This is a genomic window from Saccharopolyspora sp. NPDC049426 (assembly GCF_040676935.1).
In the GTDB taxonomy this organism is placed as follows: Bacteria; Actinomycetota; Actinomycetes; order Mycobacteriales; family Pseudonocardiaceae; genus Saccharopolyspora.
Window position 1 is genome coordinate 136318 of sequence record NZ_JBFAPZ010000011.1, and the last position, 20717, is coordinate 157034.

The 20717-nt window shown below is 70.3% G+C and carries 18 protein-coding genes; 8 read left to right on the top strand and 10 right to left on the bottom strand.

Going from position 1 to position 20717, the window contains the following annotated elements:
* Positions 1 to 4 precede the first annotated feature (4 nt).
* Positions 5 to 961 carry an exopolyphosphatase gene (locus tag AB0J78_RS23700; protein WP_363792519.1) on the bottom strand — a complete coding sequence of 319 codons (957 nt, stop codon included), beginning with the start codon at positions 959 to 961 and terminating at the stop codon, positions 5 to 7.
* A gap of 211 nt (positions 962 to 1172) precedes the next feature.
* Here AB0J78_RS23700 and AB0J78_RS23705 point away from each other — a divergent pair, with 211 nt between their 5' ends.
* On the top strand, positions 1173 to 2219 hold the full coding sequence (locus tag AB0J78_RS23705; protein ID WP_363792521.1) for an LLM class F420-dependent oxidoreductase: 1047 nt from the start codon (positions 1173 to 1175) through the stop codon (positions 2217 to 2219).
* Positions 2220 to 2411: 192 nt separating this feature from the next.
* On the opposite strand, the gene AB0J78_RS23710 is transcribed toward AB0J78_RS23705, so the two are convergent.
* Both AB0J78_RS23710 and AB0J78_RS23715 read right to left on the bottom strand, forming a co-directional pair.
* Positions 2412 to 3725, bottom strand: a complete 1314-nt coding sequence (locus tag AB0J78_RS23710; RefSeq protein WP_363792523.1) for an MFS transporter — start codon at positions 3723 to 3725, stop codon at positions 2412 to 2414.
* Positions 3726 to 3816: 91 nt separating this feature from the next.
* Positions 3817 to 4764: a D-2-hydroxyacid dehydrogenase family protein gene (locus tag AB0J78_RS23715; RefSeq protein WP_363792525.1), complete on the bottom strand. Its 948-nt coding sequence runs from the start codon at positions 4762 to 4764 to the stop codon at positions 3817 to 3819.
* A 94-nt stretch (positions 4765 to 4858) separates the two neighbouring features.
* On the opposite strand from AB0J78_RS23715, the gene AB0J78_RS23720 reads away from it, so the two are divergent.
* Positions 4859 to 5638 (top strand): cupin domain-containing protein, encoded by a 780-nt coding sequence (locus AB0J78_RS23720; protein ID WP_363792527.1) that lies wholly within the window; start codon positions 4859 to 4861, stop codon positions 5636 to 5638.
* On the opposite strand, the gene AB0J78_RS23725 is transcribed toward AB0J78_RS23720, so the two are convergent.
* Positions 5586 to 5960, bottom strand: coding sequence for a hypothetical protein (locus AB0J78_RS23725; protein WP_363792529.1), 375 nt, complete (start codon positions 5958 to 5960; stop codon positions 5586 to 5588). The two genes, AB0J78_RS23720 and AB0J78_RS23725, sit on opposite strands and share 53 nt — an antisense overlap.
* Before the next feature lie 382 nt (positions 5961 to 6342).
* Here AB0J78_RS23725 and AB0J78_RS23730 point away from each other — a divergent pair, with 382 nt between their 5' ends.
* On the top strand, positions 6343 to 6726 hold the full coding sequence (locus tag AB0J78_RS23730) for a hypothetical protein (RefSeq protein WP_363792531.1): 384 nt from the start codon (positions 6343 to 6345) through the stop codon (positions 6724 to 6726).
* Between the two features lie 101 nt (positions 6727 to 6827).
* Positions 6828 to 8330, top strand: a complete 1503-nt coding sequence (locus AB0J78_RS23735; RefSeq protein WP_363792533.1) for an amino acid permease — start codon at positions 6828 to 6830, stop codon at positions 8328 to 8330.
* Positions 8331 to 8334: 4 nt separating this feature from the next.
* On the opposite strand, the gene AB0J78_RS23740 is transcribed toward AB0J78_RS23735, so the two are convergent.
* Positions 8335 to 8607 carry a UBP-type zinc finger domain-containing protein gene (locus AB0J78_RS23740; RefSeq protein ID WP_363792535.1) on the bottom strand — a complete coding sequence of 91 codons (273 nt, stop codon included), beginning with the start codon at positions 8605 to 8607 and terminating at the stop codon, positions 8335 to 8337.
* A 50-nt stretch (positions 8608 to 8657) separates the two neighbouring features.
* Here AB0J78_RS23740 and AB0J78_RS23745 point away from each other — a divergent pair, with 50 nt between their 5' ends.
* Positions 8658 to 10223: a Na+/H+ antiporter gene (locus AB0J78_RS23745; RefSeq protein ID WP_363792537.1), complete on the top strand. Its 1566-nt coding sequence runs from the start codon at positions 8658 to 8660 to the stop codon at positions 10221 to 10223.
* On the opposite strand, the gene AB0J78_RS23750 is transcribed toward AB0J78_RS23745, so the two are convergent.
* The 5 genes from AB0J78_RS23750 to AB0J78_RS23770 form a co-directional block, all read right to left on the bottom strand.
* On the bottom strand, positions 10206 to 10964 hold the full coding sequence (locus AB0J78_RS23750; RefSeq protein WP_363792539.1) for an IclR family transcriptional regulator: 759 nt from the start codon (positions 10962 to 10964) through the stop codon (positions 10206 to 10208). The two genes, AB0J78_RS23745 and AB0J78_RS23750, sit on opposite strands and share 18 nt — an antisense overlap.
* Before the next feature lie 113 nt (positions 10965 to 11077).
* Positions 11078 to 11578 (bottom strand): sarcosine oxidase subunit gamma, encoded by a 501-nt coding sequence (locus AB0J78_RS23755; protein WP_363792541.1) that lies wholly within the window; start codon positions 11576 to 11578, stop codon positions 11078 to 11080.
* The gene (locus AB0J78_RS23760; protein ID WP_363792543.1) at positions 11562 to 14297 is read right to left on the bottom strand and encodes a 2Fe-2S iron-sulfur cluster-binding protein; all 2736 of its coding nucleotides are present in this window, start codon (positions 14295 to 14297) and stop codon (positions 11562 to 11564) included. Before AB0J78_RS23760 ends, AB0J78_RS23755 begins: the two co-directional genes overlap by 17 nt.
* Positions 14297 to 14533 carry a sarcosine oxidase subunit delta gene (locus AB0J78_RS23765; protein WP_363792545.1) on the bottom strand — a complete coding sequence of 79 codons (237 nt, stop codon included), beginning with the start codon at positions 14531 to 14533 and terminating at the stop codon, positions 14297 to 14299. The genes AB0J78_RS23760 and AB0J78_RS23765 overlap by 1 nt, the downstream gene beginning before the upstream one ends.
* 15 nt (positions 14534 to 14548) lie before the next feature.
* Complete coding sequence (locus AB0J78_RS23770; RefSeq protein ID WP_363792547.1) at positions 14549 to 15763, bottom strand: sarcosine oxidase subunit beta family protein; 1215 nt, start codon at positions 15761 to 15763, stop codon at positions 14549 to 14551.
* Between the two features lie 211 nt (positions 15764 to 15974).
* On the opposite strand from AB0J78_RS23770, the gene AB0J78_RS23775 reads away from it, so the two are divergent.
* The 3 genes from AB0J78_RS23775 to AB0J78_RS23785 all read left to right on the top strand — a co-directional run bounded on the left by AB0J78_RS23775 (position 15975) and on the right by AB0J78_RS23785 (position 20694).
* Entirely contained in the window at positions 15975 to 18419 is a 2445-nt protein-coding gene (locus tag AB0J78_RS23775; RefSeq protein ID WP_363792548.1) for an FAD-dependent oxidoreductase, read from the top strand.
* A 234-nt stretch (positions 18420 to 18653) separates the two neighbouring features.
* Positions 18654 to 19847 (top strand): glycine cleavage T C-terminal barrel domain-containing protein, encoded by a 1194-nt coding sequence (locus AB0J78_RS23780; protein ID WP_363792550.1) that lies wholly within the window; start codon positions 18654 to 18656, stop codon positions 19845 to 19847.
* Positions 19848 to 19857: 10 nt separating this feature from the next.
* Entirely contained in the window at positions 19858 to 20694 is an 837-nt protein-coding gene (locus tag AB0J78_RS23785) for a methylenetetrahydrofolate reductase (protein WP_363792552.1), read from the top strand.
* The last annotated feature ends 23 nt before the right edge of the window (positions 20695 to 20717 follow it).

The window sequence follows — 20717 nt, forward strand, 5'->3', positions numbered from 1 at the left end:
CGGGTCAGTCGAACAGCGTCCCCACGAGGTCGAGGGCGTCGGCGCGGGTGCGGGTGCGCGCTTCCAGGAACCGGTAGACCAGGCCCTGGCGCAGGCCCCACGGGCAGATCTCCAGCTCCGGGAGCTCCAGCGACTCCATGATCAATTCGGCGACGATCGCGCCGGCCAGGATCCGCCTGCCCCTGCTGCGGGAGACGCCGGGCAGCTGCGCGCGCTGCTTGTGGTCGAGTTCGGCGAGCCGGGGGATCCACCGCGACAGGTGCTTGAGGCGCAGCCGGTGCGGTCGGCGGGCCACCTCGTCCGGCGAGCTCTCGGTGAGCACCGCGAGCTGGCGCAGCACCTTCGACAGCGCGAGCGGGTGACCGCCCTCCACCCTGCTCAGGGCTTTCGGGATCGTGGCGTGCAGCTCCCGCCGCAGGTCGGCGAGCTGCGCGGGCGTCGGCGGGTCGTCGGGCAGGAACTGCCTGGTCAACCGGGCGGCTCCGTGCTGGAGCGAGACGACCAGATCGGGGTCGGTGCCGGTTCCCGTCGCGACGTCCACGGTGCCGCCGCCGATGTCCACCGTGGTCATCGCCTGTCCGCTGCGGCCGTGCCAGCGGCGGGCCGCGTGGTAGGCGACGGCGGCCTCGTCGCGCGGGGTGAGCACGCCGATGCGCACGCCGGCGGCCTCGCCGAGGCGCTTGCGCAGCCGAGCGCCGTTGCTCGCGTCGCGCACCGCCGAGGTCCCGTAGGCGATCAGCGCCTCGGTCGGCTTGTCGGACGCGGCGCTCACGCAGTGCCGCACCGCGCGTTCGGCGTCGGCGATGCCCTCCTCGGTGACCCGGCCGTCGGGCAGGGTGTGCTCGGCGAGCCGGGTGCGGGACTTGACGCTCCAGGTGGCGCGGGGCATCCGCGGGCTGGCGAGGTCGACGATGTCCAGGCGTGCCGCAGCGGAGCCGATGTCGAGCATGGCGAGTCTCATGACGAAGTCACAGCCTTGATGAACGACATGCCACCAGCATGGGCATGGCGCACGTCGCGCGACCAAATCGCCGCGTCGCATTGCGAGGTGCATCACATGAGGCGACGGGGCGGGCGGGCTCCCCGCTGGGGCGTACTCGGCGGTAACCTCGCCTGCAGACCTCGGCGGTGTCGCCGCGACCCGCCGCCGCCGGACCCGGAAGGAACGGCCGATGCGCATCGGGATGCCGCTGAACTACAGCGGAGGCTTCAAGGAAACCGTCGACGACCTGGCGACGTACGAGAAGGCCGGGCTGGACATCGTCTACGTCCCGGAGGCTTACTCCTTCGACGCGGTCAGCCAGATGGGCTTCATCGCCGCCAAGACCGAACGGCTGGAGATCGCCTCCGGCATCCTCCAGATCTACACCCGCACGCCCACCCTGACGGCGATGACCGCGGCCGGGATGGACTTCGTCTCCGACGGCCGGTTCACCCTCGGCATCGGAGCCTCGGGACCGCAGGTCATCGAGGGCTTCCACGGCGTTCCGTACCACGCGCCGCTGGGCCGGACCCGGGAGATCGTCGACATCTGCCGGCAGGTGTGGCGCCGGGAGAAGGTGGAGCACAGCGGCAAGCACTACAACATCCCGCTGCCCGCCGAGCAGGGCACGGGCCTGGGCAAGCCGCTGAAGCTGATCAACCACCCGGTGCGCGAGCGGATCCCGATCCTCATCGCCGCGATCGGCCCGAAGAACGTCGAGATGGTCGCCGAGATCGCCGAGGGCTGGGAGCCGATCTTCTTCCTGCCCGAGCGCGCCGGTGACGTCTGGGGCGAGCCGCTGGCCGCGGGCAAGGCCAAGCGCGACGCCTCGCTCCCGCCGCTGGACGTGGTCGCGCAGGCGCCGCTGGCCATCGGCGAAGGCCTGGAGGAGCTGGTCGACTTCGTGCGACCGATGGTCGCCCTCTACGTCGGCGGCATGGGGGCCAAGGGCAAGAACTTCTACAACAACCTCGCCCGCCGCTACGGCTACGAGGCCGAAGCCGAGGAGATCCAGAACCTCTACCTCGACGGCAAGAAGGACGAGGCCGCCGCGGCCGTGCCGCGCGACCTGCTGGAGAAGATCTCCCTCATCGGCACCGAGTCGCACGTCAAGGAACGGCTGGCGGCGATGAAGGAAGCCGGTGTCACCACCCTCAACGTGACGCCCTTCGCCGGCGACGCCCCGGGCCGCGCCAAGCTCATCGAGCAGGTCAAAACCCTCGCCGAGGACGTCTGACCGACGACGCGAACGGGGCCCGAGGTGACCACTCGCCACCTCAGGCCCCGTCCCGTCCCCGATTTCAATGGAACTCCCGCCCCCGATTTCCACTGAAGTCCGGTCCCCGATTTCAGTGGAAGTCCGGTGGTGGCGGATTTCCGTTGAAATCGGGGTTCTGACTTCCATTGAAATCGGGAACCCCCGCGGGGGTCAGGCTTCGGCCGGGGTTCGGGCCGGAGCGGGTTGCTTGGTGTGGGTTTCGCGCAGGTAGAACGCCGCGGCGAAGGTGCACACCGACATCGCCAGCAGGAACACCGAGACCGACGCCGAGGTGCCGGTGGCGGCCAGCAGCGCGGTCATGATGAACGGTGTTCCACCGCTGACCAGGATCGCCGCCAGCTGGTAGGCCAGCGACGCGCCGGAGTAGCGGACCCTCGGGTGGAACAGCTCGCTGAGGTAGGCCGCGAGCGGGCCGTAGGTCATGCTCTGCCCGACGCTACCGATGCATCCGGCCAGGGCGATGAGCCAGATCGACGCCGTGTCGATCAGCCAGAAGAACGGGAACGACCACAGCGCGAGCATCCCGGCCCCGATCAGGATCATCGGGCGGCGGCCCAACCGGTCGGACCACGAACCGGAGAAGAAGATCACGAAGATGCCGACCAGCGAGGTCAGCAGCGTGACGCCGAGCAGCTGCTGGCGGGGCAGGCCGAGCTCACGGGTGCCGTAGTCGAGCAGGCCCGAGATCCCGATGTAGAAGAACGTGTTCGTGGCGAACAGGAGTCCGGCGCCCAGCAGCACGCTGCGCTTGTGATCGCGCAGGACCTCCATCAGCGGCGCCTTGACGACCTTCTTCTCCTGGCGCTCCTGCAACTCCTGGAACACCGGGGTGTCCTCGATCTTGAGCTGGATGTAGAGCACCACCGGCGCGAGCACCGCGCTGAACAGGAACGGCAGCCGCCATCCCCACGACAGGAACGCCTCCTGGCTCATCATCGCGCCGACTCCGAGGAACGCGAGGTTGCCGAAGATGACGCCGAACGGCACGCCCATCTGACCGAACGTGCCCGCCATGCCGCGCTTGCCGCTCGCGCTGTTCTCGGTCAGCAGCAGCACGATGCCGCCCCACTGCCCGCCGACCGCGATGCCCTGCAGGAATCGCAGCGTCACCAGCAGGATCGGAGCCGCGACTCCGATGGTGCCCGCTCCGGGCAGCACGCCGATGAGGAACGTCGCCGTGCCCATCATGATCAGGCAGGTCACGACCGCGGGCTTGCGGCCGATCTTGTCGCCGAGGTGGCCGAAGACCAGGCCACCGATGGGGCGGGCGACGAACCCGGCCCAGAACGTCGCGAAGGACAGCAGCACGCCGATCAGCGGTGTGGCGTTCGGGAAGAACTGCGTGCCGAACACCAGCGCGGCCGCGGTGGCGTAGATGAAGAAGTCGTACCACTCGATGGAACTGGCGATCAGCGCCGCGCCGAGCAGCTTCTTCGGCGTTCTGGGTGGTTCTTGTGCAGTCATCGAAAGACTCCCTTGTCTTAGGACCAGACCGACCGGTTGGTATGACTGTGATGTCCGTCTCGTCGAGAGTCAAGGGGCAATCTTCGGCCGGTCAGCCCTCGTTGAGCACCCGGATCGGGGAACCCGCCGCGAAGGCCTGGACGTTCTCGACGGTCTCGACGAAGAACGCCTGGTAGGTGTCGTCGGTGACGTAGCCGATGTGCGGGGTCAGGACCGTGCGCGGCGTGTCGCGCCACGGGTCGTCGACGGGCAGCGGCTCGGTGCCGTAGACGTCGATGCCCGCGCCGGCGATCCGGCCCTCGCGCAACGCGGTGCGCAGCGCGTCCTCGTCGACGATCGGGCCGCGCGAGGTGTTGATCAGGTACGCGGTGGGCTTCATCAGCGCCAGCTCGGCGGCTCCCACCAGACCGCGGGACCGCTTGCCCAGCACCAGGTGGATGCTGAGCACGTCGGACCGCGCGAACAGCTCGTCCTTGCCGACCAGCCGCGCACCGGCCTCGGCCGCGCGCTGCTCGGTGAGGTTGCCGCTCCAGGCGATCACGTCCATGCCGAACGCCCGTCCGACGGTGGCCATGTGCGAGCCGAGCCGCCCGAGCCCGAGCACGCCGAGGGTCTTGCCGCCGAGCTCCACGCCCACGCCGGTCTGCCAGCTGCCGGTGCGGATCTGTCGGTCCTGACCGGGGATGTCGCGCAGCAGCGCGAAGATCAGCCCCCACGCCAGCTCGGAGGTCGCGCCCCACCCGCCGCCGCTGCCGGTACCGGACACCACCACGCCGTGCTCGCGCGCCGCGTCCAGGTCGATCGCGGCGTTGCGCATGCCGGTGGTGACCAGCAGCTTGAGGTTCGGCAGCCGGGTGATCACCTCGCGCGGGAAGCGGGTGCGCTCGCGCATCGCGGCGATCACGTCGAACGGCTCCAGCCGCGAGACGAGCTCGTCGACGTCGGCGATGTGCTCGGTGAACACCTCGACGTCGAGCCCGTCCCAGTCGGCGTAGCTGCGGGCGACGTCCTGGTAGTCGTCGAGCACTGCGATCCGCATGTCAACCCTCCGCTTCGGCTCCGGCATCACGGGACGGCGAAAATCCTACGCAGGTGATCGCATCCGACGGGGGTGGCGCGGGACACTGGGCCGCGTGACCGGATCGACCGTGCTGCACCTGCTGCCGTTGAGCACCTTCCACAACGACCGCGACCAGCCCATCACAGCCTCCAGCCTGTCCTCGCAGGGCTTCGTGCACTGCTCCCCGGACGTGCCCACCACGCTGGCCGTGGCCAACAACCTCTACAGCGACGTCGAGGAACCGATGGTCGCCGTCGAGCTGGACCCGGAGAGGCTGTCCGCACCGGTGCGCTGGGAGGCCGCCGACCCGGCGCCACCGCCCGGGGTGTCCGACGAGGCGCTGTTCCCGCACGTCTACGGACCGCTGGATCGCGAATCGGTGATCGGCATCCGCTACGCACGCCGCGACGTCAAGGGCCGCTTCCTGTCGCTGGAGTCGCGCAGCCGCACCGCCGAGGAGTTCGACCTGCTGCCGCACCCCGAGGGAGGCTGGTACCGGCGGACCTGGGCCAGCCCGGTCGAGGTCGAGCGCCCCAACGGCACCCGGCCGACCGCGACCACGATCTTCTTCCTGCTCCCGCCCGGCCAGCGCTCGGCGTGGCACGTGGTGGCCTCCGACGAGGTGTGGCTGTGGCACCGCGGCGGCCCGCTGACGCTGCACCTGGGCGGCACCGGGGCGAAGCCCTCCGACCACCCCGAGCAGCTGGTGCTGGGCGCCGGTGCGGGTCAGACCCCGCAGGCGGTGATCCCGGCCGGGACCTGGCAGTGCGCCTCCGCTGCAGCGACGGTCGAATCGCTGGTCACGTGCGTGGTGTCGCCGGGGTTCGACTTCGCCGATTTCGAGGTGCTGTAGGCGGGTCGAAGGAGGAGTGCCGCGGTCCCGGCCGGCGCATCGCGCCGGGCCCTCCCGCGACGACGACGTCACCGCGCGGGCCGCGCACTGTTGCGACGACGGCGGCTGCCGCCGGTAGGAACGCTCCCCTGGCCAGCAGCGCCGCGCGGTGCCTGCGGTAGGCGGCGACGAGACCGCGCTGGTGATCGCGGTGTCTGCCTCGGCGTGTCGTGCCGGAGCCGAGCATCCCTCGCTCCACCCACGACATCACGATCGAGAACCCGAGAACGATTCCAATGCCGATGCCCGCCGCTCCGGCGAACCCGGTCAATGAATTCAGCACCGGCAACACCCCCGAAACCTAGCCGGTCCACGCCCATCGGTTGCCCGTGCGACGCCACCCGGTACCCCGGTCGGGTCGGCGGCCTCGCGTTCGAGTCGTCCGATGCACGAGCAGATCCACTGTGGCCTGTTGTTTTCACGGTAGGTGCGGGAAGCCGTGAACGCCGCACACGTTCCGGCCCGATCGCCCCAACGGGTGAAAACGATTTCGCGGCGGATCGATCCTGTGCTCCGAACGATCGTTGATCGGGCAATCTGATGGTCGTCAGGGCTACCATCGAGCCCGAAGTCGCCGCGTTCCGAGCTGGTCGGCGGGCAACCCACCACCACCGTTGCGCGTGTTGACCAGAGGCCCGATTCCCAAATCCGGGGAGGTGTCGGCCGTGCGGGGTTATCCCGTTCATCTGCTCTTCCACCTGCTGGCGATCGTCGCCGGCCTCGTGGTCGGCGTCGGCGGCGCGCTGTGGTGGCTGGGCAAGGACCGCAACGCCCTATACCTGGCCATCACCGCGCTGATCGTCGGGATCGTCGTCCTGCTGCTGCAGGGCTTCTACATCAGCGCCAGCCAGCCGCCGCGTCCCGTTCCGCGCAGGCCCATGCCGCCGGCTCCGCCGTCGCACCCGCGGTTCCAGCCGGTCGCCGAGCGGCGCGAGCCGACCCGCCCGGACCTGGAGCCGGTCGCCCCGCCGGAGGCGGAATCCGACTCGGTCGACCAGGAGACCAGGACTTCGGCGATCGACGCCCTCAACGAGCACACCAAGGGCTGAGTCGTCGCATTTCAGCGGCCGTTCTTGCCGCCTAACCCTTGCGATGTGTGACGCGAGTCACCATCCTGGGCTGAGTTTCGGGTTCACCCGGGAGGCCAGTCATGTCGATCATGCGGGTCAAATCGGTCGAGCAGTCGATTCAGGACGCCGAGGCACCGGAATTCCGGTTGCGCCGCGTGCTCAGAGCGGTTGACCTGCTCGGCATCGGGATCGGCGCGATCATCGGCACCGGGATCTTCGTGCTCACGGGTGTCGCCGCGGCCACCGACGCCGGGCCGGGCATCTCGATCTCCTTCGTCATCTCCGGCATCGCCTGCGGACTCGCGGCCCTCTGCTACGCCGAGTTCGCCTCGGTCGTGCCCGTCGCCGGATCCGCCTACACGTTCTCCTACGCCTCGCTCGGCGAGTTCCTGGCCTGGATCATCGGCTGGGACCTGATGCTGGAGTTCGTCATCGGCGCCTCCACCGTCTCCGTGGGCTGGTCGCAGTACTTCGTCGAGGCGCTGAGCGCGGTCGGCCTCGGGCTGCCCGAAGCGCTGACCGCCGCACCGGGCGCGGGCGGGGTGATGAACCTGCCCGCCGCGATCATCGCGCTGCTGCTGACCGTCGTGCTGGTGGTCGGCATCCGCCTCAGTGCCTCGGTGACCAACGTGGTCGTGGCGATCAAGCTGGCCGTGGTGCTGTTCTTCATCATCTTCGGCGCGTTCTTCGTCAAGACCGCCAACTGGGACCCGTTCATCCCGCCGCACCAGCCCCCGGACCCGTCCGAGACCGGCTCCGCGCTCAACGACCCGCTGATCAACGCGATCTTCGGCGGCACCGGCTCGTTCGGCGTCAGCGGCCTGGTGGCCGGAGCCGCGCTGGTGTTCTTCGCCTACATCGGCTTCGACATCGTCGCCAGCGGCGCGGAGGAGACCCGCAAGCCGCAGCGCGACATGCCGATCGGCATCCTCGGCTCGCTGGCCATCTGCTCGGTCCTCTACGTGCTGGTCTCGCTGGTGATGACCGGCATCGTCAAGTACGACAAGCTCGACACCGCCGCACCCATGGCCACCGCGTTCCAGGCGATCGGAGCTCCGTGGGCCGTCGGCCTGGTGTCGCTGGGCGCGATCGCCGGTCTGACCACGGTGATCCTCATCCTCATGCTCGGGCAGGCCCGCGTCGGCTTCGCGATGGCCCGCGACGGGCTGCTGCCGGTGTACTTCGCGAAGGTCCACCGCAAGTACCGCACGCCCTACCGGATCACGGTGATCACCGGAGTCGTGGTCGCGATCATCGCCTCGCTGACGCCGATCGACGTGCTCGCCGAGATGACCAACATCGGCACCCTGTTCGCGTTCGTGCTGGTCTCGATCGGCGTGCTGGTGATGCGCCGGACGCGACCGGACCTGCCGCGCGCGTTCCGCGTCCCGCTGGTCCCGGTGATCCCGATCCTCGCCGCGCTGGCCTGCCTCTACCTGATGCTCAACCTCGAAGGCTGGACCTGGCTGCGATTCGGCATCTGGATGGTCCTCGGCCTGCTGATCTACTTCGTCTACAGCAAGCACCGCAGCCGCCTCGGGCGCGGCGAGACCATCGAGGACGCCGCCGAGGAAACCGACTGAGACCTCAGGCGCCGAGCTGCTCGTCGACGAAGCACCACATCCAGTTCTCGCCCGGCTCGAAGGAGCGGATCACGGGGTGGCGGGTCTGCTCGTGGTGGACGGTGGCGTGCCGGTTCGGGCTGGAATCGCAGCAACCGACGTGGCCGCAGTCCGTGCAGATCCGCAGGTGCGCCCACACGCTCTCACCGGCGGCGAGGCAGTCCTCGCATCCGTTTACGCTGCTGGGGTTCGGCCGCTGAGTGGCGGCACCGGTCAGGTGTGCGCAACGATCCGACATCGTCTGGTCCCTTCTCTCCTGCCGCCCAGCATGTCCCGACGGGAGTGAGCATGCACGACCTGCCCGCTTTGATGGCCCTGCTCGCCGGAGCGCTGGCCGTCACCGCCCTGTCCCGCCGGCTCGGCGTGTCGGCACCGCTGGTGCTGGTCGTGGTCGGGCTGGGGGTCTCGGCGATCCCGGGCGTGCCGGACTACGCGATCAACCCCGACGTGATCCTGCTGCTGATCCTGCCACCGCTGCTGTACTCGGCGGCGCTGCACAGCTCGACGGTGGGGATCAAGGCGAACCTGCGGCCGATCGGGCTGCTGGCGATCGGTCTCGTGCTGTTCAGCACGGCGATCGCCGGGGTGGTCGCGTGGTCGCTGGTGCCCGGTTTGCCGCTGAGCGCGGCGCTGGTGCTCGGCGCGGTCATCGCCCCGCCGGACGCGGTGGCGGCGACGTCGATCGGCCGCCGGGTCGGGTTGCCGCGCAGGCTGATGACGGTGCTCAGCGGCGAGAGCCTGGTCAACGACGCGACCGCGCTGACCGCCTACCGGGTCGCGGTGGCCGCGGCGATCGGCACCGGCACCTCGCTGCTGTCGGGCCTGGGCATGTTCCTGCTGGCGGCGGTGGGTGGAACGCTGATCGGCCTGGTGATCGCCTGGGTGGTCAACCGGGTCAAGCCGCTGCTGCGCGACGACATGCTCGACAGCGCGGTCGGGCTGATCGTGCCGTTCTTCGCCTACTTCGTCGCCGAGGAGGCGCACACCTCCGGAGTGCTGGCGGTGGTGGTCGCCGGGCTGTACCTGGGCCACCAGGCGCCCGCGCGCAGCGCGGCGACGCGGGTGCAGGACAAGGCCGTGTGGGGCGCGGTGGACACGCTGCTGGAAGCGGTCGTGTTCGCGCTGATCGGCCTGCAGCTCAGCAGCGTCGTGGCCGGGGTGAGCACCGGGTTCGGGCCGCTGCTGCTGGCGGGCTGCGCGCTGACGGTCGCGGTGGTGCTGGCGCGCGTGGTGTGGGTGTTCGGCGCGATGTACCTGCCGGAGTGGCTGCGCGGCAAGCGCCCCGACTGGCGGTACAAGCTGGTCGTGTCGTGGGCCGGGATGCGCGGGGTGGTGTCGCTGGCGGCGGCCTCGGCCATCCCGACGGTGACGCTGTCCGGGCAGCCGTTCCCGCACCGCGACGAGGTGCTGTTCCTGACCCTGTTCGTCACGCTCACGACGCTGCTGCTGCACGGCACCACCCTGCGCCGGTTGATCGAGCGGCTCGGCGTGACCGGCGGGGAGGACTACACCGACGCGCTCGCGGAGGCCCAGGCCAGGCACAACGCCGCGCGCGCCTCGCAGGAGCGCCTCGACGAGCTGACCGCGGACACCGAGCCACCGGGGGACGTGGCCGATCAACTCCGGCGGGCCGCGGAGCAGCGCGCCAACCGGGCGTGGGAACGGCTGGGCCGCTCCGACGAGGAGCTGGGCGAGAGCCCCACGGCCGCCTACCAGAGGTTGCGCAGCGAGATGCTGGCCGCCGAGCGGGCGGTCTTCGTGCAGTTCCGCGACGCCCGCCGGATCGACGACGAGGTGCTGCGCCGCGTCATGCACCAGCTCGACCTGGAGGAGCTGTCACTCACCCGGGACTGACGGGAGGAAGCCCAGCTGCGCCGACAGGTCCGCGGACGCGTCCCGCATGTACCCGACGGCCTCGCTCACCCGCTCGCGGGTGAAGCGGTAGGTGGGTCCGGACGCGCTCAGCGCCGCCACCACGTTGCCCTCGTGGTCGTAGACGGCCACGGCGGCGGCGTTGAGCCCGATCTCGAACTCCTCGTAGCTGGTCGCGTAGCCGTCGTGGACGATCAGCTCGAAGTCCTTGCGCTGCTGGCGGGCGGCGGTGACGGTCTGCTCGGTGTACTGCTCCAGCTTGCGCGCCAGGATGCGGTCCTGGTCGTCGCGGGGAGCGTGGGCTAGCAGCACCTTGCCGCTGGAGGTGGCGTGCAGCGGCGTGCGCTGGCCGACCCAGTTGTGCGCGGTGACCGAGGCGGTGCCCCTGGCCTGGCTGATGTTGATGGCCACGTCGAAGTCGCGGATGGCGATGTTGACGGTCTCGCCGAGTTCGGTGGCCAGCGAATCGCAGTAGGACTGGCCGATGCGCGAGAGGTCCAGCCGCTCGGTGGCCGCGCCCGCGAGCCGCACGATCCCGAAGCCGATGGCGTACTTGCCGCGCTCGCCCAGCTGCTCGACCAGACCGCGCGATTCCAGCACGCTGACCAGACGGGAGGCGGTGGACTTGTGCACGCCGAGCTCGCCGGCGATCTCGGTGATGCCCACCTCGCCGTTGCGGGCCAGCAGTTCCAGCACGGTCACCGCCCGGTCAACAGATTGCACCAGGGCACCCGAGCTACTTCCGCGTGATTGAGACGCACTAGCCACGGGCCAGACCCTATCGGCTCGCCGGACCTATTCCGCGATCATCCGGGATGGGCGGGAATCTCTGTTCCTCATTGTGCAACACCCGAGGTCACTTGGCGAGCGTCGAGCAACGCCGTGGCGAGGTGGCCGGCGTAGGAGTTGCGGACCAGGACCCGGTAGCCGGCGTCGAGGCGCCAGACGATCACCGGGACTCCGGCGACGAGGGTCTGCGCGCAGCGCCCCGGGACGAACACCCCGGGGTGCAGGTCGAGGGAGCACAGGGCTTCCAGGACGTCGCGGTCGTGCAGGCGCAGGGTGGTGCGGGCCGCCGACACATCGACCAGGCTCCGATGGCCCGGCTCGGTGCCGGTGACCCCGATCAGCAGGTGCTCGTCCGGTCCGAGACCGAGGGCGGCGCGATGCTCGTCCCCGGTGACCCGGTCGACCTCCGGAAGTCGCAGTCCCAGCGCGAACTCGGCGTCCGTGCGCACGTCGATCTGAGGCAGGAACGGCTCCTCGACCAGGACTTCCGCGAGCTCGGCTGCGCGGTCCCCGAGCGGGCTGCGGCGCAGGTCAACGTCGACCGTCACGGCGGGCTCCTTCCGGGTCGTAGAACACCGGCTCGCGCACCCGCACCGGCACCTCGCGGCCGTCGAGCGAAACCCCGACGCGCTCGCCGATGCGGTCCCGCCCGGACTCGACCAGCGCCAGCGCGATGGTGCGGCCGAGGATCGGACTGCGGTAGCTGGAGGTCACGTGGCCGATCCCGCCCGCCAGGCGGGCTCCTTCCGGCAGGAGCTCGGCGGGGTCCTCGGTCAGCAGGCCGACGAGCTGTTCGCGGTCAGCTCGGGCGGTGTCGGAGCGGCTCAGCGACCGCTTGCCGATGAAGTCCTTGCGCTGCGAGACGGGCATCCCGAGGTCGAGCGGGGTGACGGTGCCGTCGGTGTCCTGACCGACGATGACGTAGCCCTTCTCCGCGCGCAGCACGTGCATCGTCTCGGTGCCGTAGGGCGTGACGCCGACGTCCTCCCACAGCGCCAGGCCGTACCAGGACGGGACGTTGATCTCGTAGGCCAGTTCGCCGGAGAACGAGATCCGGGCGATGCGGGCGGGAATCCCGTTGTGCAGCGCGGTGTCCCGGAACTCCAGGAACCCGAGCTCGCCCAGGTCCGGCGCCAGCCGCGCGACGACCTCACCCGAGTCGGGGCCGGTGACGGCAACCGCCGCCCACTGCTCGGTGACCGAGGTGCAGCGCACGTCGAGGTCGGTCCACTCGGTCTGCAGCCACTGCTCCAGCCAGTCCAGCACCTTCTCGGCACCGCCGGTGGTGGTGCTCAGCAGGTAGTGGTCGGGAGCCAACCGCAGCACGACTCCGTCGTCGAAGACCATCCCGTCGGCGGAGCACATGATCCCGTAGCGCCCCTTGCCGACCGGCAGCTTCGCGAAGCCGCCGGTGTAGACGCGGTTGAGGAACTCCGGCGCGTCCGGGCCGACGACCTCGATGCGGCCGAGCGTGCTGACGTCCTGCATGGCGACCCCGGTGCGCGCGGCGAGGCACTCGCGGTGCACGGCCGCGGCCATGTCCTCGCCGGGCCGCGGGTAGTGGCGCGGGCGCCGCCACTGCCCCACGTCCTCGAACGCCGCGCCGTGGGCCACGTGCCAGGAGTGCATCGGGGTGGTGCGGATCGGGTCGTGGAGGTCACCGCGCTCGTGGGCGGCCATCAACGCGAACGGGACCGGGACGTAGGGCGGGCGGAACGCGGGAGTGCCGACCTCACCGGGTCCGACTCCGAGTTCGGCGGCGATGACGGCCATCGCGTTGACCCACGAGGTCTTGCCCTGGTCGCTGCCGACCCCGATGGTCGTGTAGCGCTTGATGTGCTCGACCGAGCGCAGCCCCGCGCCGATCGCGCGTCGGATGTCGGCGACCGTGGCGTCGCGCTGGAAGTCCACGAACTGCTCGGTGTCGTCGCCGGGCGTCAGCCAGACTGGGTGGGGCGGGCGGATCGGTTTCGGCGGCAGGTCCGGCGCCGCGGGCGCGGCCGTTCCCGCTGCGCGGGCGCCCGCCCGGAGCCCTTCGGTGATGCAGCCGGGGAGGTCGAAAGTTCCGTTCGCGGCACCGGCGACCAGCCCGTCGACCGGCCGCACCGCGGCGATGCCGTCGTCCCAGAGGCGATCGCCGTCGTGCAGGTGCAGCACCGGGCTCCAGCCACCGCTGACCGCCAGCAGATCGCAGTCGATCTCCGTGCCGTCGGACAGCAGCACCGATTCCAGGCAGCGGCCGGAGGTGGCGACGACCGTGGCTCCGGCGATCACCGGGACGTCGGCGGGTGGCGGGTCGCTGCGGCTGTCGACGATGGCCCGCACCCGGCACCCGGCGGCGGCGAGCTCAGCGGCGGTGGCGTACGCGCTGTCGCCGGTGGTGGCAACGACCGCCTCGCGACCGGGCACCACGGCGAACCTGCGCAGGTAGGTCGACACGGCCGAGGCCAGCATGATCCCGGGCCGATCGTTGCCGGCGAACACCAGAGGCCGCTCGTGCGCCCCGGTGGCCAGCACGACCCGCCCGACCCGAACGTGCCACATCACGTTCCCCTGAGCGATCAACAGGTAATCACCCGCATAACGCCCGATCACCGTGGCCCCCAACAAGATTCGAACCCCCTCCTCACCTCCACCCCGACGACCCCACCCCACGTCCGCCCGATTACCGCCGTAATCAGAACCCGGAATACCGCCGTATTCGGGGACCCGATTACCGCCGTAATCCGTCCCCGGAAAACCGCCGTGATCGGGGGTCTGGATGCGGGCGTGATCGGTCAGGGTGGTGACGGCGTGGGTGATCCAGTCGTTGGGGCGTTCGCCGCCGAGGGTCGGGCCGTGCTCGACGAGCAGGACGCGTGCTCCGGACTGGCCTGCGGCCAGGGCGGCGGCGACCCCGGCCGGGCCTCCGCCGATCACGGCGACGTCGGTGTGAGCGTTCCTGCGGTGGCACTTCGGCGCGTCGCCGCTGGTCAGCCGACCGACGCCGGGGATGCTCTCGGCCTCGATCCCGTCGCGCAGCGGAACCTCGGTGGCCTGCGCGAACGGATCTCCGTCCACGCTCACCAACGCGTTCGGCTCGGTGAGGTCGGCGGTGAGGACACCGCGCGGCCGGCCCAGGTAGGTCGAGCGGGCCACCTCGACGCGTCCGGACGCGAGCAGCGCCGAGGCGAGCGTGTCACCGGGATGCCCGGAGAACTCGGTCCCGTCGAAGGAAAATTGCAGGGTGCGGGACCGGTCGATCCACCCGCCGTCGTCGAGCCGCATCACGCCACCTCGTCGGTCTCGGTGTTGCGCCACAGCTCGAACCAGCGGCGGCAGCCGGCCGAGTGCACCCACCGCTCCCGCCACCAACCGCACGGGTTGTCCCGCACGAACAGGAAATCCGCCCACTCCCGGTCGTTCAACGCCCCGGGTTCGGCCGGGTAGTCGACGGCCTGGCCGCCGTAGCGGAACTCGACCTCGTCGCGCTCCCCGCACCAGGGGCACCGGATCCGCAGCATCACGACCTCCCGGGATCAGTGCGCGACGGCCGCCGCGCCGTGCTCGTCGATGAGGGCGCCCGTGACGAACCGGTCCAGCCCGTAGGGCTCGGCCAGCGGGTGCGGGCGTCCGTGGGCGATGGTGTCGGCGTAGACCTGACCGATCCCGGGCGTGGCCTTGAAACCTCCTGTCCCCCAACCGCAGTTGAGGTACAGCCCCTCCCACGGCGTGGGGCCGATGATCGGCGAGGCGTCGGGGGTGACGTCCACCGTGCCCGCCCAGGTCCGGATCACGTGCGCGCGGGCGAAGATCGGGAACAGCTCCAGCGCAGCGGCGAGCTGGCGCTCGATCACGTGCACCGACCCGCGCTGCGCGTATCCGATGCGGGAGTCGATGCCCGCTCCCACGACCAGCTCGCCGCGATGCGCCTGGCTGCAGTAGGCGTGCACGTGGTTGGACATCACCACGCACGGGTGCACGGGTTCCAGCAGCTCGGAGACCAGCGCTTGCAGCGGATGGCTCTGCAGTGGCAACCGCAGGCCGAGGGTGTCGGTGAGGGTGCTGGTGCGGCCCGCCGCGGCCAGCGCGACCCGGTCGGCGCCGATGTCGCCGCGCGAGGTGCGCACCCCGCGCACCCGGTCGCCGTCGGTGAGGAACCCGGTGACCTCGCAACCCTCGACGAGGTCCACGCCCATCTCGTCGGCGCGGCGGGCGAAGGCCCACGCCACCAGGTCGTGCTTGGCGATGCCGCCGCGCGGTTGCCACGTCGCGCCGAGAACCGGGTAGCGGCAGTCGGTGTTGATGATCGGGCAGATCCGCGAGACCTCCTCGGGCCACACCCACTCGGCGTCGATCCCGTTGGCGCGGTTGGCGAAGACCCGGCGTCGGGAGTCGCGCACCTCCTGCTCGGTGTGGGCGAGGTTGAGCACGCCGCGCTGGCTGAGCAGCAGTTCGCAGTCGAGCTCGTCGGGCAGCGTCTCCCACAGCTTCAGGGCGTGCTCGTAGATCCCGGCGCTGGCCTCCCACAGGTAGTTGGAGCGGATGATCGCGGTGTTGCGGGCCATGTTCCCGCCTGCCAGCCAACCGCGTTCGAGGACGGCGACGTCGGTGATGCCGTGTTCGCGCGCGAGGTAGTAGGCGGTGGCCAGCCCGTGGCCACCGGAACCGACGACGACCACGTCGTAGTGCCGGGCGGGCTCGGCGTTGCGCCACAGCCTCTCGGGCGGTTGCGGAAGCGGTGCTGCGACCACGGCCACCTCCCTGCGATTCGGAGGTGAACCCAGGCTAGGAGCGCCGCGACGAGCGGGTCAATTCACGAAAGGGGGACGGTGCTTCCCGTTGTCCCACAACAAGATCCACGCCTGAAAATTCGTGTCGACGGGCTCTTGACGCACCCCTTCCCCCGAGCGCAATGTTGCGGTATGCGCAGGTAGTTGTCGTAGACGCAACAAGGCGGCAGCCATGGTTTCTCGCGTCCAGATCCTGCTCGTGGGGGCGGGCATCGTCGGGTGCAGCACCGCTTACCACTTGGCGCGCCAGGGGATCACCGATGTTCTGGTGGTCGATCAGGGACCGCTCCCCGCGACCGGCGGTTCGAGTTCGCACGCGCCGGGCCTGGTCTTCCAGACCAACGCCTCGGAAACGCTGAGCCGACTCGCCGCCGACACCGCGCGCCTGTACTCCTCGCTGGAGGTCGACGGGTCGCCCTGCTTCCACCCGGTCGGCGGCATCGAGGTCGCCACCACCCCCGAACGCTGGGACGACCTGCACCGCAAGCTCGACCTCGCCACCGCTTGGGGCATCGGCGGCGAACTCCTCGACCCCGGTCAGGTGCTCGAACGCATCCCCGGCATCGACGCCGACCGGATCCACGGCGGACTGCACGTGGCCACCGACGGGATCGCCAAACCGGTGCGCGCCGCCGAGGCGATGATGCGCGAAGCGCGGCGGCTCGGCGTGCGCTTCGAAGGCGCGACCGAGGTCACCGGGTTCGAGATCACCGGCGACCGGATCACCACCGTGCGCACCACGTCCGGGGACGTGGCAGCGGAAACCGTGTTGTGCTGCGCGGGGATCTGGGGCCCGAAGATCGGCCGGATGGCCGGGGTGACGATCCCGGTGCAGCCGCTGGCGCACCAGTACGCGGTGACCACGCCGGTGCTCGACGACGGCGAAACCGAAGTGGCGCAACCGATCCTGCGCCACCAGGACCGGTCGATGTACTTCCGCCAGGTCCACGACCGCTACGGCATCGGCTCCTACCGGCACCGGGTGATGCCGGTGCGCACCGACGAGCTCACGCCCACCGCCACGCCCGGCACCGAAGCTCCCTCCGAAGGGGGTGGCTGGAAGGGCATGGCCTCGGTGCACCCGTTCACGCCGGAGGACTTCGCCGGTCCCTGGCGGGAGGCGCGGCGACTGCTGCCCGCGCTGCGCGAGGCCGAGATCGGCGAGGGCATGAACGGGTTGTTCCTGTTCACCTCCGACGGGATGCCGGTGCTGGGCCGGTCCGAGGTGGAGAACTTCTGGATCGCCGAGGCCGTGTGGATCACCCACGCCGGCGGCGTCGGCCGGGCGATGGCGCAGTGGCTGGCCGGGCGCACCCCGGACATCGACCTGCGGCAGGCCGACCTGCGGCGCTTCGACGACTTCGCCCGCAGCCCCGCCTACCTGGAGCAGCGCAGCGCGCAGAGCTTCCGCGAGGTCTACGACATCATCCACCCCCAGCAGCCACCCGAGCAGCCCCGGCCGCTGCGCACCAGCCCGTTCCACGACCGGCAGCGCGAACTCGGCGCGGTGTTCCTGGAGGCCTCCGGGTGGGAGCGGCCGCACTGGTACGCGAGCAACGAGAAGCTCTTGCAGGGCAGGGAGATCGCACGTCCGGGGGAGTGGGCGGGCCGGTTCTGGTCACCGATCGTCGGCGCCGAGCACCTGGCCACCCGCGACGGCGTCGCGATGTTCGACATGACCTCGCTGCCGCGCGCCGAGGTCACCGGCCCCGGCGCGCTCGAGCTGTTGGACCGGCTCACCACCAGCAAGATCGACCGGCAGCCCGGCTACGTGACCTACACGCTGATGCTCACCCCCGAGGGCGGCATCCGGTCGGACATCACCGTGGCGCGGCTGGAGCGGGATCACTTCCAGATCGGCTGCAACGGTCCTCGCGACATCGCGTGGCTGCGCGACAACGCCGACGCGACCACGCAGGTCCGCGACATCACCGGCGGCACCTGCTGCATCGGGCTGTGGGGTCCGCGCGCCCGCGACGTGCTGGCCGCGCTGGCCGACGTCGACGTCTCGCACGAGGAGTTCCGGTTCTTCCGCGCCCGGCGGCTGCACGTCGGCGAGGTTCCGGTGGTGGCGCTGCGGCTCTCCTACGTGGGCGAGCTCGGCTGGGAGCTGTACACCTCCGCCGAGTTCGGCCGACGCCTGTGGGACCTGCTGGCCGGCGCCGGGCACGGCATCTTCCCCGCCGGCCGCGGGGCGTTCAACGGCATGCGGCTGGAGAAGGGCTACCGCGCCTGGGGCACCGACATGTGGACCGAGCACACCCCGGACGAAGCCGGTGTCGCCTTCGCGGTGAAACCGGACAAGGGCCCCTTCACCGGCCGAGAAGCCCTGCTCCGCCGGGGAGAACCCACTCGCCGCCTGGCCTGCCTGCGCATCGACGACGGCACGGTCCTGATGGGTTCCGAACCGGTCCTCGCCGGCGACGAACCGGTCGGCTTCACCACCAGCGCCGCCTACGGCCACACGGTCGGCGCGAGCCTCGCCTACGCCTGGCTCCCCGCGGACCTCGCCCACCCCGACACCCACCTGACTGTCACCTACTTCAACCAACCCCACCCCGTCACGGTGATCCCAGACCCCACCTACGACCCCGACATGACCCGAATGCGCCGCTAAACCCCACACCAGACCCGAAAAACCCATCCCCCACCCAAAAACCATCCCGACCCCTCCGACAACCCCCACCCGATCTCAGCGGAACGCAGAACCCGGACTTCCACTGAAACCCGGAACCCAACTTCCACTGAAACCCGGAACCCAACTTCCACTGAAACCCGGAACCGGACTTCCACTGAAACCGGGGGTCGGAGTTCCACTGAAATCGCGCGACCGAGGCTTGGAGCGAGCATCATGAGCGTCAACTCGAACCCCGGGGTGCTGCTGTACCCGCGGATCCGGAAATCCCCGTTCTTCTACGCCTCGCGGCGTCACGGGGTGGCGATGTACAGCGTCTACAACCACACGTACCACCCGAGGCACTACGGGGATCCGGTCGCCGAGTACTGGGCGCTGCTGGAAGGCGTGACGCTGTGGGACGTCGGCGTGGAGCGGCAGGTGGAGATCACCGGGCCGGACGCGTTCGAGTTCACCAACATGCTCGTGCCCCGCGATCTCACCAAGTGCAAGGTCGGGCAGTGCAAGTACGTGTTCGTCACCGGCACCGACGGCGGCATCCTCAACGACCCGGTGCTGCTGCGCCTGGGCGAGAACCACTTCTGGCTCTCGCTGGCCGACAGCGACGTGCTGATGTGGGCCAAGGCCCTGGCCCACGGGCTCGGCATGGACGTCGACATCCGCGAACCCGACGTCGGCCCGGTGCAGGTCCAGGGCCCGAAGTCCGGTGCGGTGATGGCGGACCTGTTCGGCGAGTCCATCTTGGATATTCCCTATTACTACGCGGTGGAACGAGAGCTTGCAGGGATGCGGGTGGTGGTCTCGCGCACCGGCTACACCGCTGAGCTGGGCTACGAGATCTACCTGCACGACGCCTCCCACGAGGGCGTTCGGCTGTGGGACGCGATCTGGGAGGCCGGCGAGCCGCACGACCTCACCGTGATCGGCCCCTGCCACATCCGGCGCATCGAGGCCGGGATCCTGTCGTGGGGCTGCGACATCACCGCCGACACCAACCCCTTCGAGGTCGGCTACGGCTTCGAGAAGACCTGGATGGTCGACCTCGACCAGGAGGCCGACTTCATGGGCAAGGACGCGTTGCGCCGCATCAAGCAGGACGGCGTGAGCCGCAAGCTCGTCGGCGTGCGCATCGACGGTCCGAGCGTGGGCTCGTTCAACGACGGCGCGATGATCGACGTCTTCGAGGTGCACGACCCGCACGGGCTGCGGATCGGCGAGGTCACCTCCGCCGCCCACTCCCCGCGCGTCGAGGGCAACATCGGCTACGCCATGGTGCCGATCGCCTACCAGGAGCCGGGCACCGAGCTCGTCGTGCGCACCCAGCACGGCCCGCAGCAGGCGGTCGTGTCCGAGAAGCCGTTCCTGGACCCGACCAAGGACATCCCCAAGCGCCTGGCGCGGAGCGCGTGAAGGGGGCGAGATGGCATCTGAACTGCGGCGATCCCTCGACCGGATGCGCTACGAGGTGCTGCCGGTGGGCAACGCGCGGGTGGACGCGCTCGACCCCGGCAGCACGGTGACCGTGACGGCCTCGCCGGCCAGGGGCATCGGGCCGACCATCGACTTCACCGAGCGGCTCGCCGCGATGGGCCTGCGCGCGGTGCCGCACCTGGCAGCGCGCTCGATCCGCGATCACGCGCAGCTGGCGGGCGTCCTGGACCGGCTGGACGCCGCCGGGGTGAGCGAGGTGTTCGTGATCGCCGGGGACGCCGCGAAGCCGCTGGGCGAGTTCGCCGATTCCCTCGCGCTGCTGCGCGCGATGGAGCGGATGGGACGGCTACCGGCGCGCATCGGCGTCGCCGGCTACCCCGAACGGCACGCGTTCATACCAGACGACTGCGTCGTTCGGGCCATGGCGGAGAAATCTCGTTACGCCGACTACGTGGTCTCGCAAATCACGTTCGATCCCCGGACGATCAACGATTGGGCCCGCGACCTGCGGAAACGCGGGGTGGGAGCATCCGTGTACGTGGGTGTCCCGGGGGTGGTGGACGCCCATCGGCTGTTGCGCATCGCGCTGAAGATCGGGTTGGGTGAGTCGACGCGGTTCCTGCGAAAGCAGTACGGCGCGGTCTCGAAGATGTTGGCACGCTACACGCCGGAGGAGCTGTTCGACGAGTTGTCCCCGCAGCTGGGCGACCCGGGTTCGCCGATCGCGGGCTGGCACCTGTTCACCTTCAACGAGATCACCAAGACGGTGCAGTGGCGCGACGATCTGGCGGCCCGGCTGTCCGGCTACGCGGACCGACCGGCGTAACCGACACCTCGCAGGAGGTCCTG